Here is a 15,421-nt window from a genome sequence, read left to right as displayed (position 1 = left end):
CATTCATGAAAAAAACATTACTCTTTTTCCTCATTCCCCTTTTATTTTCTTTAAAATCCTACAGCCAAATAGGCATTAATCAACCTACAGATTACGAGGTTTGTGATGATAATAGTGATGAGGTATATGATTTTGATTTAACTATAAAGGATGCTGAAATACTAAATGGTTTAGATCCTGTTTCTTATGAATTGACTTATCACTTAACATTAACAGATGCTACTAATCAAACTAATGCATTATCGAGTCCATACACAAATACATCGAACCCAGAAACTATTTATGCACGCGTTTTTGAATTATCTACAGGAAATTATGAGATAACTAATTTTAATCTTAGAGTAAACCCAAGTCCTGTAGGTAACATTGGCGTAGAGCAGATTTTGTGTGGTGTGGATGGTTTTGCTGTCTTTGACTTAACACAAAGTTCTGCTGTGTTTATGGGTGGCGAACCTAATCTGACAGTTTCATACTTTTTAACTGCTCAAGATGCTATTACTAATGTTAATCCAATTGCCAATCCACAAGCTTTTACAAACACTTCACCTTATTACCAAACGCTATATGTGCGAGTAGAGAATGACGTAACAGGTTGCTCTACTGCGAGTTCTAATAATAATCTGTATCTTAATGTAAGTGATGTGCATGAGTTTAATCAGCCAACACCATTAATTGTATGCGACTTGGATGATGATGGATTTGAAGTGTTTGATTTATTTTCAAAGAATGAAGAAATTATTGGTCAGTTAGATGCGAATGCTTTTAATCTTACGTATCATGAAACTTTAGTAGATGCTCAAAATTCTACGAATGCATTAGGTCAATATTATTCAAATATTGTTCAATTCAACCAAACAATATATGTTCACATAAGTCCTGTTTTTGATGATTGCGATCAGATATTACCTTTAGATCTTGTTGCAGATGTTAATTGTATTTCACTGAGTGCTGTTACGATGAATGAATGTTCAGAAAGTATAAACGATATCGTAACTTTTGATTTAACATCTTTAAATTCTGAAATTGTTAATGGAGCAGATGTGTCAAATTTCCTCTTTTCGTATTTTACTTCTCAGACTGATGCAGAAGCGCAAATAAATGAAATTGCCAATCCTACAAATTATATGAATACGGATAGTACTCAAACTATTCATGTAAGGGTTGAAGAAATTGCAACGGGTGATAATGATTTAACTACAATAACATTAAATATATTAGAAATACCTGAAGTTATTTCAGACACGACCTATACGATTTGTGATGGGCAAGAGGTCGTATTGAATCCTGCGCCAAACTCTAATGGAAATTGGATTTTTGATTGGAGTACATTTCAAACCACTCCAGAAATTGTTGTAAGTGAAGCCGGAATCTACACTGTAGAAGTACGTTCATCAGAAGAAAGTTGTTCGGAGACTGTAACTTTTGAGGTTGTAGTAACTGACTCTCCGTCAATAAGTGAAGTAGCAACTGCTCTAACAAGTTGTGAGCCTAATGCTGTTTTTGATTTGACCTCTAATTTACCCGAAATTTTAAATGGATTAGACGCATCTCAATTTATAATTGGGTATTTCAATGATATTGTTTTAGCTAATACTAATAACAATGCTATTGCTTCGCCAGAAAGTTATTCGTTGCAATCTACATTAGAGATAATATATGTTAGAGTTCAAAATCTAAATGACGATTGTTATTCAATTTCTAGCTTTAATATATCTACTGATGCATCATGTCCATTAGAGTTTAGTTGTGAAGAAGGACCAATAACAAATACTTTTTGCTACGAAAATAACACTCAAATACAATACATATATCAAAGTACTGATGGAACTCCACTTCAAGTTAATTTTATAGAAGGAATTGTAGAAAACAATTGGGATGAGTTAGTCATTTTAGATTCTGATGGTGTTACTAATCTTAACCCATCCGAAACAACGTATGGTAATAATGGTGATTTGTCTGGTTTAGTATTTACCTCTTCAGGAGATAATATCACTATTTTCGTTCAGGCTGATGGAAGTATCTCATGTCAAACTCAAAACTTTACATCTATAACGTACGAAGTGTCTTGTGTAGATACAAGCGCAATTCCAGATTGTCTACAAGCCTTATCCGAACCCTTAGATGGTGCCATTGATGTTAGTGAAAATGTAGATTTAAGTTGGAGTCCAGCAGTTGGTTTTGTAACAGGCTATACAGTGTCTGTTGGTCTTACTTCTGGTGGAACCGAAGTTCTTGATAATGTAGATGTAGGTGCAGTGTATGAGTATGATTTAGAAACACTAGATTATGAAACTACGTATTATGTAACAGTTGTACCTTACAATACAAATGGTCCGGCCGAAAATTGTAGTGAGTTTAGTTTTACGACCAGAGCTAATCCAAATCAAACAATTATTTGTCAGGATGGACCTGTAAATACAACATATTGCTATGGTAATAATGATACTACAGAATTCAATTTTCAAAGTTCGGATGGTCAGCCTCTAACAGTAGTGTTTAATACTGGTGGTATTGAGGTTAATTGGGACGAACTTTATATTGAAGATTCTGATGGCACAGTATTAAACCCTGATTTACCATATGGTAATGGTGGTGATTTTGCAGGATTAACATATACCTCCTCAGGTGATACTTTATCTATTAGATTTGATACCGATGGTACAGTGAGTTGTACGTCTGGTAGTAGTTGTTGTACTGCGCAGTTTGACTTTGATGTCTTTTGCGCTTCATCTGTTGGTTTTATTCAAGTTAATGCCTTTGTAGATGCCAATACTAATAGTGTCTTTGATATTAACGAGTTTGGTTTTACTAACGGTTATTTTACTTATGAAGTTAATGGAGATGGTGTAATTAATACAGTAAATTCTTCAACCGGAAGTTTTCAAATAATTAGTGCTAACGAAACAGATTCATATGATATTACCTTTAATTTATATGATGAATCAGAAGCTTGTTATGATATAACTACAACGAGTTTTAACGGTGTTTCTGTGGCAAATGGTAGCACTGTAACTGTAGATTTTCCTGTTGTTGAAGAGCAAAGTTGTGAAGACTTAGCGGTATACCTAATCAATAATTGGGCACCTCCAAGACCTGGATTTACTCACACTAATTACTTGTATTTAGAGAATTTAGGCTTTACGACTATAGCTTCTGGATCTGTTGAGTTTACTCTAGATTCTCAACTAATTTTTAATAATACATTTAGTGTAAATCCTGCTTACACCATAACAAATACTGCCAATGGTTTTACGGTAGATTTTGTAAACCTACAACCAGGAGACGTTGAGAGTATTGGAATTTCAATAACGTGTCCTGCAAGTGTAGCACTAGATGATATTGTAACAAATACTGCAACATATCTTACTGATACTAATGATTTAGTACCAGATAATAATTACTCAACATTGTCTGAGGTTGTAGTTGGGTCTTGGGATCCAAATGATAAAATGGAAGCTCACGGACCAGATATAGTATATGATGATTTTGTAGTTTCAGATGAGTGGTTATATTACACGATACGATTCCAAAACTTAGGAACAGCAGAAGCCATTTTTGTTAGAATTGAAGATGCCTTAAATGCTCAACTAGATGAGTCAACATTTCAAATGTTGCGATCTAGCCACGATTATGTTGTTACAAGAACAGGAAGAGATTTAGAGTGGTATTTTGACAATATTAATTTACCAGCAGAGCAAGATGATGCGGCAGGAAGTATTGGTTTTGTGTACTTTAGAATAAAGCCTCTTTCAGGTTATGCAGTTGGTGATATTATACCAAATACTGCAGCTATTTATTTTGATTTTAATGCACCAGTTATAACCAACCGTTTTGATTCTGAATTTGTAGAACCATTATCTATCAATGACCTTGATAATGTTGAAGTGCAGGTTTATCCAAACCCTGCAAAAGACAAAGTAAAGGTTACTTTAAGTCAAAATGTTTTAAATACAACAACGGTATCTTTGGTAGACATTCAAGGTAAGATGATTAATATTCCTAAAAAGAAATTTAATAGTACTGTGGAGTTAGATGTTTCCTCTTTAAATGCTGGTTTATATTTTATCCAGCTTAGAAGCGGAAACAACTTAATTATTGAAAAGTTGATTGTTGAATAAAAGTTAGATAAAAATATTCTTCAAAAAGGCTTCAGATTAATTCTGAAGCTTTTTTTGTAATGTTTAAAAATAGATTTCGTCCAATTCAACAATTAATAAATCTAACCATGAAAAAAGCAATTTATCTTTTACTTTTTACCGTATTATTTTCAGCTTGTAAAAACGAAAAACAAACAGAATCTACAGTTATAAATGAAGTAGCAAAAGAAGACATTACAACAAGTATTTATCCAGAGTCAATTACTAAAGTGTTTAATGCACACGGTGGAATAGATACTTGGAATACCATGAAGTCACTTTCTTTTACATTAGAAAAACCAAACGGAAAAGAAGTAACAACCTTAAATCTAAAAACCAGAGCCGAAGTTATTGAAAATCCTGATTATAAAATGGGTTACGATGGCACTACACAATGGGTTTTAGAGAAGGATAATAAACCATACAAGGGCAATGCTAAGTTTTACAAAGGTCTAATGTTTTATTTTTATGCAATGCCTTTTGTTTTAGGCGATGATGGCATCATGTATGAAGATATTGAACCACTTACTTTTGAAGGAAAAACTTACAAAGGAATTCTAATTTCTTACGAATCTGGAGTTGGTGAGTCTCCAGACGACCAATATAAAATTTACTATGATGAAGCCACAGGCGAAATGTCATGGTTAGGATATACGGTAACTTTCGGTAAGGATGAAAAGAGTAAAGATTTTCATTTTATTCGTTATAACAATTGGCAAACCATTAATGGTTTGAAATTACCTAAATCAGTAGATTGGTATAAGTACGAAAACAACCTGCCAACAGAAAAAAGAAGTACAGTAGAATTTATTGATGTTTTGCTATCTGAAGAAGCACCAGATAGCACAATGTTTAAAATGCCAGAAGGAGCAACTGTAGTAAAATGATAAAAATTTGTCAATCTGAACTTGTTTCAGATTCTCATTTATGTTCTAGATTTGAAACGCGTTCAGAATGACATCAACTAAAAAAAGCGAGCTTTTCAGCTCACTTTTTTAGTTTTAACTTTTAGAAACTTATGGTTAAACAAGAACTATAATAAAAATGATAATTATTAAAATTGCTGCAGTTATGGCTATTTTAGTATTGCTTTCAAAAACTTGAGATATGAGATCTAAAATGAAACTAATTACGTTTTGCATTTTTAATATAAATCACTTTTGCTTGACTTCCTGATTCTCATATTTTTCAGAATAACGCTTCCAGAGCTTAGTTTGATGTGTTTCTAAACTAATGTTTCTACCATCAATAAATGCATGAGTTAATTTGTTAGTTCGCATATCTAAGGCATCACCTTCGCTAATAAAGAGTGTTGCGCTTTTGCCAAGTTCTAAGCTTCCATACATATCGTCAATACCCATTATTTTGGCTGCATTTAGTGTTATTAATTGAAGCGCTTGCTCTTTCGTTAACCCGTGAGCTACTGTAGTACCTGCGTAAAATGGTAAATTTCTAGAGTTCATACGTTCCATTTGTCCACTAGTTTCTAAAGACACTAATACACCAGCATCCACTAATGTTTTTGCTTGCTTAAAGGTGTAGTCATAATCATGGTCTTCTAATTCTGGTAATGAATGTACACGTTGCAACATTACTGATACATTATTTTGTTTTAACACATCGGCAACATCGCCAGCTTGGTAACCACCAACAATAGTTAACTTTTCTATACCTTGATTTTTTGCAAAGTTTACAGCGTCCGTGATGCTTTTAGCATCATCTGCATTAATATATAAATGTTTAGAACCATCAAATAAACCAGACATCGCTTCATATGGCAAGTGTTTGTCTTTTTTACTGCCTTTATTGTAAGCTTTAGCTTCAGCAAAATAGTCCGATAATTCTTTAACCTGAGTGCTATAGTTTTTGTTTGGTTTTAATCCAGGATCTTCACCCAGCCACCAACGACCACGACTAAAACTACTTGGCCAGTTAATGTGTAAACCATCGTCTGTTTTAATTGACGCATCCTCCCAGTTCCAAGCATCGTATTGTACAATAGAAGAGGTTCCTGTAATACGTCCACCTCGAGGCACTACTTGACCAAGTAACACACCATTTGGTCGCATAGATTCTACAACTTTAGATTCTGCATTATAGGCAATAATACTGCGAACATTAGGATTAAAAGTACCCATTTCCGAAAGATCGTTAGAGGCTTTTACAGCATCAACTTCAACCAAGCCTAAGGTTCCGTTAGAAACTATAAATCCAGGATACACGTGTTTGCCTTTGGCGTCAATGATATCCATGGCTTGTCTGGTCAGTGGAGTAGAAGCTTCAGGACCAATCGTTGTTATTTTACCATTGCTTACAACAATGATACTATTTTCAATAACCTCACCATTACCAATATGCGCAGTGGCACCAACAATAGCAAAATCCTTGGTTTGCTTTGGTGCAGGTGTTTGCTGTGCAAAATTTAAAGTAACACACAGCATTAAAAGAACAATATTTATATGTTTTAATGTTTTCATCTTAATAATTTTTAATGATTATGTGTTGTATGCTCTCCACCCATAGAATCGCAATGCAATAATTCTTTTTCTTTCTTCTGGATAGGCTGTGTTTTTAACCCTTTGTTTTTCTCTTGTAGCATACTGTTAATAAGCTCACTTTTTTCTTTTTGAATGGCTTTTCGCATTTGTTTATCGCGCTCCAAATCAAAATAAGTTACACCTTCAATGATTGTTTTTTCAGCTTTTGCATATACTGAAAGCGGATGATCTGACCATAAAACGACATCAGCATCTTTACCAACTTTAAGGCTACCAACTCTGTCATCTAAATGAAGTAGTTTTGCAGGATTTAGAGTCACGAATTTTAATGCATCCTCTTCGCTAACATTACCATATTTTACAGACTTCGCAGCTTCCTGATTTAAACGACGAGACATCTCTGCGTCATCGCTGTTTATTGCAGTAGTAACACCAACGCTGTGCATTATAGCAGCATTATATGGAATAGCATCATTAACTTCATATTTATATGCCCACCAATCACTAAAGGTTGAGCCACCAACACCATGTTCTTTCATTTTGTCAGCAACTTTATAACCCTCAAGAATGTGGGTGAATGTGTTAATATTAAAGTTGAATTGCTCAGCAACTTTCATCAACATATTTATTTCACTTTGCACATAAGAGTGGCAAGAAATGAAGCGTTCTTTATTTAAAATTTCAGCTAAAACTTCCATTTCAGCATCTTTACGGTAAGGTTTACCGCTTTTTTTGGCATCGTCATAAGCTTTTGCTCTTGTAAAATAATCTACAAAAACCTGCTCAACTCCCATACGCGATTGTGGGAAACGCTCATTTCTACTAGATCTCGATTGTTTTACGTTTTCACCCAAAGCGAATTTTATAAACTTTGGTGAATTATCGTAGATGAGGTTATCCGCAGATTCTCCCCATTTTAATTTAATAATTGCCGAACGACCACCAATAGGATTTGCAGATCCATGTAAAATCTGAATCGATGTCACTCCACCAGCAAGATTTCTGTATATGTTAATGTCTTCATCATCGATAACATCTTCTATAGTCACTTCGGCAGAAGAATTTTGTCCTCCTTCGTTAATAGAAGCAGCAGCAATGTGTGAATGCTCGTCAATGATTCCAGCAGTAATGTGTTTTCCGGTAGCATCAATTACGGTAGCATTTTTGTCTGAAAGGTTTTTACCAATTTTTGAAATCTTGCCGTTTTTAATTAGTAAATCGGTATTTTCTAAAACACCATCCTTTTCGTTGGTCCAAACCGTAGCATTTTTGAATAATAAGGTTTCAGATTTTGGTTGTTCTGTAAATCCGAATGCCAGATTAGGATAGGTAATAGGACTCATACTTTCGTTTGAAACTTCTGAGTCTTTCTTATCCTTTTTCTTAGAGTCGTCTTGCTCGTTTGAACTAGCCTTACTTGCAAAGAAAGACAATTCGTTTCCATTTGGTAAAATGGCTTTACCATTTAGACCGTTGCTATTTGCAGCATTGGCTACAACTCTAATAAATTCACTTTTTGTACTGTCTGCAGTTTTAAAGGTGAGGTTAACCCAATCATTTGCGTAGTTCAATTTAGAGCCTAATTGATGGTCACCACTTTCAAGTTTTGCATTAGGTTTTGATGTACTCCCAGAAATGGATAGTTTGTAATCTTCGCCTGCTAATTTAAATGTGTAATCACCATCAATATCTCTGGTATTCATGTCTTCAATCACATGCGCTTCACCTTGTACCCAGTTTTCGAAGAGTTTTGTGTTCTTTTCAAAAATATCTCCAGAAGTAATTAAAAAGTTGGCATAGCTACCAGCTTTTAAAGTACCTAAAACATCAGATTTTCCTAGTAATGAAGCAGGAACTGTAGTTAACGCTTCAAGCGCTTTTTGTTTAGAAAGTCCGCTTTCTATGGCTTTTAGTAAATTAGATTTAAATGATTTTTTAGATTTTAAACCATGTGTTGTTAAGGCGAAATTAATACCATTCTCAGCCAATAATCTTGGGTTATGAGGCTCTTGATTCCAAGCACGCATATCGCTTAATGATAATGTTGAAGCTAAGTGTGCATTTTCTACATCGTAAGCCAATCTAAAGTCAATTGGGAGAATAATTGTAGCATTAGTTTGCTTTACTTCGTTAATACGTTCATATTCATCACCACCACCAACAATGGTATATTGCACGTTAGATTCATCACCAACTTTGTCAGCCCTTAAAAGGTTGGCTCTGCTACCAGCTTCAAAAATTTGTAAAAGCGATGTGTTTTTGTTTAAGGCTTCTAATGATAGATCTTTGGTGTCTACATGTCCGCTTGCATACCATTTAGCATCGTTGTACATCTGTCTCAATAAAGCCATACTTCCCATAATTGAAGAAGGGTAGGATTGACGCGATTTTACACTTTTACGAAACGAAAAATGCTGTGTGGTTTCTCCATCTACAACACGAAGTGAATTATCCGCATCATTATTTAAGGCAATAAGCGCACCAGTTCCTCTTACAATACCATCTGGCATATGCGTGTTAACCACACCAAAACCAAGTTGATGTAGTTCTGTTGCTGATTTAGAATCGTAGTTAAAGCTTGCCATCACATCTTGCTCTGGCATCACGTGATCATTCCAGTAAAAGCCACTTCGGCTAGCGCCATATCTTGGACCGTTGCCACCACGTTCAGGGTTTTTTACACCAAAAGATGTATAAATATCTATAAATGATGGGTAAATGGTTTTTCCTGAAACATCAATGGTTGTGGTGTTTTTCGGAATGTTTACTGAAGTGCCTACGTTTACAACTTTACCGTCTTTAATTAATAAAGTGGCATTGCTTAAAACCTCTGTGGGCGAAACGTAGATTGTTGCATTTGTAAGCGCAGTGTAATTAGTGTTTTTAGATTTTACACCAGTGTTACTTGGAAAGTAATCTTGCGCAAATAGCGAAAAACTGCACATAAGCATGAGCAGCCGTAAAAATACTTTTGTCATAAAATGGTTAGTTAATTAGAATTCTAAAGATAATGATTAAAGACAATTTTGAAATTGAATTCAGTTTTTTTAACGTTTATAGCGACTGGTTTTCGAAGTAGTTTACCAGTAAAGCCACAACGTAACTGTAGCTTTTCATACCATCGCTTTGATTGTTTGCTTTTAGGAAATTATCAAAGGTTTTTTCAAAAAGAGGTTCAATTGGGTTTTCGTAAGATTTCCAAAAGTCTTGAACTTCTTGGTAATTCATTAAAATGCCTTTATTTACTGTAGCAAGAATCTCGTAGTATAAATCTTTATCGCGTTTAAAGATTTCTACCAAACAGTAACGCAATCCAAAGGTGTAACCAGAATATTTAAAATGAAGATCTTTGTTATGGATAGCGGCTAAACAACCAATAAAATTAGCTTCATTTTCAGCTGCATAACCCAATTGATGCGCAACCTCATGGCACGATGTGGTTGGAAATTTGTAGGTTGGAATTAATCCATCTACCTGTGCTTCATTTGTAAAAGGATTCAAATACCCTGAAAATCCCATGTAAGTTAAAGGCATACTGTAAATGGACTTTTTAATGCTTACAGGATTATAATCTAAATGTGGATAGGTTTCAGACAATGTTTTGTAACTGTCTTTTACCATATCAAAAACTTCAGATTTGGTAAAAGGCATGTCCACTTTTGTAGAATCGTTTAGGGCTAATTGGTTATGGAGTTTATTTGATTTTTCAATCAATTGCTTTGTGAAATTTACTAATTGCTCTGTGGTGTATTCCGCTTCAAGATCTAATGACTTATAGAGAGGAAGTCTATAGTAATTAAAAGCCCAAAGCATATGAAATGCAAAATAAGCCAAGGACAAGGTTGCTAAAATGTCTAACAACCAATTTTTGGTGTCCTTATAAATACGTTTTCGGTTAATGATTAGCCATCGGATTATATAAATACCAGCTAAAGTATAAAACACATCACCTACTGAAAATGGTAACCAACCAAAGGCATAGCGCATTAATTTAGAGGTAAAAACATAAACACCATTACTGTAAAATTGCTCTACAAATTCAGGGAATAACTTTAAGATTTGAATAGCAATAATCTGAACAATCAAGAAAAGCGCAATGATGAGTTTTTTGTTTTTCAGCATGACTCAAAAATAGGAAAAACTTGTCATTCCGCACTTGATGCGGAATCTATATTTGCAGAAGGTTGAATATCTATATGAGATCCTGAAACAAGTTCAGGATGACAAAAAAACAATAAGTCTTTTTGTACTTTTGTAATCGAAAATCAAGTATTAATTTAAAAAGATACCCACTTCTGTGGGTAAGTAATATGAGTCAAGATATAAGAGGCCTTGAACCAAAGGCACTATGGAACAAATTTGCAGATCTTAATGCAGTACCTCGTCCTTCAAAAAAGGAAGAACGTGTTATAAAATTTATGAAGGATTTTGGTGAAGGATTAGGTTTAGAAACTATAGAAGATGAGGTTGGTAACGTCATCATCAGAAAGCCTGCAACAGCAGGAATGGAAGACCGAAAAGCCATTGTGATGCAATCGCATTTAGATATGGTGCATCAAAAAAATAACGATACCGTTTTTGATTTTGATACACAAGGTATCGATATGTATATTGATGGAGATTGGGTAAAGGCAAAAGGGACGACACTTGGTGCAGATAACGGTCTTGGTGTGGCTACAATTATGGCTATTTTAGAAAGTGACAGTATAGCACACCCTGCTTTAGAGGCTTTGTTTACCATAGATGAAGAAACTGGTATGACAGGTGCCATGGAACTTAAAGGCGGTTTGCTTAATGGTGAAATACTACTGAATCTAGATACCGAAGAAGATGATGAAATAGGTGTTGGGTGTGCAGGTGGCGTAGATGTTACTGCTACGCGTACATACAATGAAGAGGAAACGCCAGAGTTTAAAATTGGTTACACCATTGAAGTGAAAGGTTTACAAGGAGGTCACTCAGGTATGCAAATTCATGAAGGTTTAGGTAATGCAAATAAGTTAATGAACCGATTATTATTTGATGGTTTTGAAAACTTTGGTTTACGTATTTCTGAAATTGACGGAGGTAGTTTACGTAATGCTATACCAAGAGAAAGTAAAGCGATTGTTGCGATAGATGCAGTTAATGAAGCAACTTTTGAAGCTGAAATGAAAACTTTGGCAGATACCATTAAGCATGAATATAAAACCATGGAGCCAGACTTAGAAATTAAAATTTCTAAATCTGAAACACCAGAAAAAATCATGGATTTAGGAGTGCAAGAAGGATTAACAAGAGCTTTGTATGCTGCCTTAAATGGTGTGTATAGAATGAGTCCGGATATTAAAGATTTGGTAGAAACTTCTAATAATATTGCCAGAGTTATTGTAAAAGATGGAGCGGTTAAAATTGGGTGTTTAACACGTAGTTCTGTAGAAAGTTCTAAATGGGATTTAGCTAATACACTTCGTGCAACTTTTGAGTTAACAGGTTGTGAGGTTGAATTCTCAGGAAGTTATCCTGGTTGGGCGCCAAATATGGATTCTGCCATTTTAAAAGTAATGGTGCCAATTTATGAGCGTCTTAATAATGGAGAAAAACCTCATGTAGCAGCCTGCCATGCAGGTTTAGAGTGTGGGATTCTAGGGCAAAATTACCCAGAAATGGATATGATTAGTTTTGGGCCAAATATTAAAGGTGCTCACTCACCAGATGAACGTGCTCAGATTTCATCAGCACAGAAGTACTGGGAATTTGTTTTAGAGATTTTGAAAAACATTCCTAAGAAAGCTTAAATGTATTTGTGTCATGCTGAACTTGTTTCAGCATCTAACTATAGTTTATAAAAATAAAAAGGCAGTTGCACTTCGACTACGCTCAGTGACCAACTGCCTTTTTTATTACTTTTTGAGTTTTGCTTATTCAGCAATACTTGTAATCTGAATATCAAAAACTAAGTTTGTTTTTGGTGGAATTAAAGGTGCTCTTCCTGTATCTCCATAACCTAAATAGTAAGGAATAAATACTCTTGCTTTATCGCCAACTTTCATGTTTAACATCGCTTCTCTAAAACCAGCTACTAGACTAGCGGTTTCGTTATAAGGCATTACAAATGGTTTGTATTGCCCAGCTTGCGCTTGTCTTTCATCTAATTTTCCGTTTTTCTTAGCAACGTCTTCCCAAGTTGTCCAGAATAACTCTCCGTTTTCAAAAAATCCAGCGCAATCTATATTTACACGATCTGTAGATTTTGGTTGTACACCATCACTTTCATGTGTAAAAATCATAGCCATTCCTGTAGGAGAATCTATACGACGACCGTCTAAAGATTCGTTTTTCTTAAGCCATTCTTCTTTAGCTTTTTGAGCTAGTTCTTCAGCTTTTTTCTTGGCTTCAGCTTCTTTTTGTTTTCTTTTTTCTAACATTTTTGGCATCTCTTCTTCAAATACCTTTGGTGCATCAAAGAATTTAGCGTCTTTACCTTTTCTGATGATGTTAAGTTTTGTAATTACTACATCTTCAACAGGCTTATGATTTCTTCTTGCAGGATCAATTACCTTAACGTTAGAGATAGAGTCATGCACGTCCATACCTTCTATAACTTGGCCAAAAACAGCATGTCTGTTATCTAAACTTGGCCATTCTTTTTCCATGATAAAAAATTGGCTTCCGTTTGCATCTCTACCAGGATTTGCCATAGATAGAACGCCAGGTTTATCATGCTTTAAATCTGGGTGAAACTCATCTGGAAATTTATAACCAGGATCTCCCATTCCTGAAGCTGTAGGGTCACCACCTTGAATCATAAAATTATTTACCACTCTATGAAAAGTAATACTGTCATAGTATCGTTTTCCTTTGTACTCTTCTTTTACCATTGGATGGTTACCTTCGGCTAAAGCCACAAAATTGGCTACAGTTACAGGTACTTTATCGTAGTGCAGTTTGGCAAGCATTGTACCTTTGTTGGTAACAAATTCTGCATAAAGTCCGTCTTCTAAATTAGGATACTTCTCTTGGCAAGAGATATTTGCCAATACAACTAATATTATTAACGTTGTAAGTGCTTTTTTAATCATTTTCTTGGGTTATAGTGTTTAAAGTTACTTCGCATATTAACGGAACATTTGTTCCTATTCTGTTTTCATCACCATAGTAGCCATAAGCTTTCTGTGATGGAAAAATGAAGGTGATATGATCTCCTTCAGACATTAATTTTAAACCTTCGCGCAGACCTGTAAAAAGCTCTTGTTTGTCCATAACGTAGGTTCTTTCTGCCGTTGCATATATTTCATTTCCGCTAAGGTCAGATACGTTGTATTCAAAATTAATAATGTCGCCAAAATTTGGTTGAATAGTGTCTTTTTCTGCTTTGGTATTGTAGTAGTACCAAAACCCACTTTCTGAGGCGATATAGTCTTTTTCTGGATTATTCTTTATGATATTCTGAATAATCTCATGTTCCTTTTCGTTTAGTTTTTTGTTGCGCTCTGCAGATTCTTTTAGAAAAGAACCAGACTGTACCGTTTCTGGCATTCTGGCTTCTGGAGATTTACAACCCACTAAAACAAAAGCTGAAATTAGTATGTAGAGCAGGTGTTTCATTACTGGGACAGTTCATTTTTATATTGTTGTAATATACTAATAAATTTTTCAACGGTAGTTTGTAAATCATCTCCACTGCGTCCACCAGCAGCATTGGTGTGTCCACCACCATTAAAATGTGCTCTCGAAAATTCGTTCACAGAAAAAGTGCCTTTACTACGCAACGATATTTTTATAATATTGTCTTGTTTGTTTTCTATAAAAATGGCGGCAAACTTGACATCTTTTAATGATAAACCGTAGTTAACAAACCCTTCGGTATCTCCTTTTTTAAAGTTGAATTCATCCAATTCAGCTTGCGACAATGTAATGTAAGCTGTACGTAATTCTGGTATTACTTTTAGGTTTTGCATAGCTCTGCCTAAAAGTTGTAAACGGCTGTAGCTATTAGTATCGTAGATATTATTATGAATTTCAGAATTTTTAGCTCCTCGCTTCATTAAGTCGCCAATCACTTCATGTGTTCTATTTGTGGTTGACGGAAAACGAAAAGAGCCAGTGTCTGTCATAATTCCTGTGTACAAACAAGTAGCAATAGCACTATCTATTTTATCTAAATCACCTAGCATTTCAATAAAATTGTAAACCATTTCGCAGGTAGAAGACATGCTAACATCAGAGTAAGTGTACTTGGCATAATCATCGGGTTGCTGATGATGGTCTATCATAATTTTGGTTGCAGACGACTGCTCTAAAGGTACTGCCATATCACCAGTACGATGAAAAGCATTAAAGTCTAACGTAAAAATAATCTTCGCTTTGTTTATTAAAGCTTCGCACTGGTCTCGGTTAGACTCAAAGATTAAAACAGCATCATCTCCAGGTAACCACTTTAAAAAATCTGGATAATCATTGGGTGCAATAACGGTTGCTTTATGGTTATAGGCTTTTAAATAATGATACAAGCCTAACGTAGAACCCATGGCATCTCCATCTGGATTTTTGTGTGGCACAATCACAATATCTTGTGGTGTGCTAAGTAATGTTTTTAGTTCTGGAATTTGTGTTTTAATCATAGGAAGCGAATTTACAATTTTTAGTGTTTTTGAAAACGTTTTTAATATGAAATTAAGAATCGTTGTTATTTCTACTTATATGATTTATCATAGTTAAGTCGCTTCTAGTGCTTCTGGAGTTGTAAGGAATTTTATTGAGAGGTCAGAAGCGCATGGAAATTGTAATAACAAAGCTTAAAAATAG

The 15,421-nt window shown here is 34.7% G+C and carries 9 protein-coding genes; 3 read left to right on the top strand and 6 right to left on the bottom strand.

The genetic code is table 11. From position 1 onward, the window contains the following. Positions 1-5: 5 nt before the first annotated feature. Complete coding sequence (locus V1468_RS15440; RefSeq protein ID WP_331811107.1) at positions 6-4,118, top strand: T9SS type A sorting domain-containing protein; 4,113 nt, start codon at positions 6-8, stop codon at positions 4,116-4,118. A 107-nt stretch (positions 4,119-4,225) separates the two neighbouring features. Next, positions 4,226-5,023 carry a hypothetical protein gene (locus tag V1468_RS15435; RefSeq protein WP_331811106.1) on the top strand — a complete coding sequence of 266 codons (798 nt, stop codon included), beginning with the start codon at positions 4,226-4,228 and terminating at the stop codon, positions 5,021-5,023. 267 nt (positions 5,024-5,290) lie between these two features. Here V1468_RS15435 and V1468_RS15430 read toward each other — a convergent pair whose 3' ends face one another. The 3 genes from V1468_RS15430 to V1468_RS15420 form a co-directional block, all read right to left on the bottom strand. Beyond that, positions 5,291-6,613 carry an amidohydrolase family protein gene (locus V1468_RS15430; protein ID WP_331811105.1) on the bottom strand — a complete coding sequence of 441 codons (1,323 nt, stop codon included), beginning with the start codon at positions 6,611-6,613 and terminating at the stop codon, positions 5,291-5,293. A gap of 11 nt (positions 6,614-6,624) precedes the next feature. Further along, the gene (locus V1468_RS15425) at positions 6,625-9,612 is read right to left on the bottom strand and encodes an amidohydrolase family protein (protein WP_331811104.1); all 2,988 of its coding nucleotides are present in this window, start codon (positions 9,610-9,612) and stop codon (positions 6,625-6,627) included. A gap of 76 nt (positions 9,613-9,688) precedes the next feature. Further along, positions 9,689-10,756 (bottom strand): DUF3810 domain-containing protein, encoded by a 1,068-nt coding sequence (locus V1468_RS15420; protein ID WP_331811103.1) that lies wholly within the window; start codon positions 10,754-10,756, stop codon positions 9,689-9,691. A gap of 188 nt (positions 10,757-10,944) precedes the next feature. On the opposite strand from V1468_RS15420, the gene V1468_RS15415 reads away from it, so the two are divergent. Further along, positions 10,945-12,411: an aminoacyl-histidine dipeptidase gene (locus V1468_RS15415; protein ID WP_331811102.1), complete on the top strand. Its 1,467-nt coding sequence runs from the start codon at positions 10,945-10,947 to the stop codon at positions 12,409-12,411. A 123-nt stretch (positions 12,412-12,534) separates the two neighbouring features. Here the strand turns inward: V1468_RS15415 and V1468_RS15410 are convergent, their stop codons facing one another. From V1468_RS15410 to V1468_RS15400, 3 genes are read right to left on the bottom strand one after another with little or no spacing between them, the layout of a single operon-like run. Further along, complete coding sequence (locus V1468_RS15410) at positions 12,535-13,695, bottom strand: peptidylprolyl isomerase (protein WP_331811101.1); 1,161 nt, start codon at positions 13,693-13,695, stop codon at positions 12,535-12,537. Continuing rightward, the gene (gene gldI / locus V1468_RS15405; RefSeq protein ID WP_331811100.1) at positions 13,688-14,221 is read right to left on the bottom strand and encodes a gliding motility-associated peptidyl-prolyl isomerase GldI; all 534 of its coding nucleotides are present in this window, start codon (positions 14,219-14,221) and stop codon (positions 13,688-13,690) included. Before gldI ends, V1468_RS15410 begins: the two co-directional genes overlap by 8 nt. Next, positions 14,221-15,237, bottom strand: coding sequence for a DHH family phosphoesterase (locus V1468_RS15400; RefSeq protein ID WP_331811099.1), 1,017 nt, complete (start codon positions 15,235-15,237; stop codon positions 14,221-14,223). Before V1468_RS15400 ends, gldI begins: the two co-directional genes overlap by 1 nt. Between the last annotated feature and the right edge of the window lie 184 nt (positions 15,238-15,421).

Origin of the sequence: Winogradskyella poriferorum (genome assembly GCF_036553625.1) — a bacterium.
Classification (GTDB): domain Bacteria; phylum Bacteroidota; class Bacteroidia; order Flavobacteriales; family Flavobacteriaceae; genus Winogradskyella; species Winogradskyella poriferorum.
The sequence above is the reverse complement of the archived record's forward strand: the minus strand, read 5'-3'. Positions and strand labels throughout refer to the sequence as shown.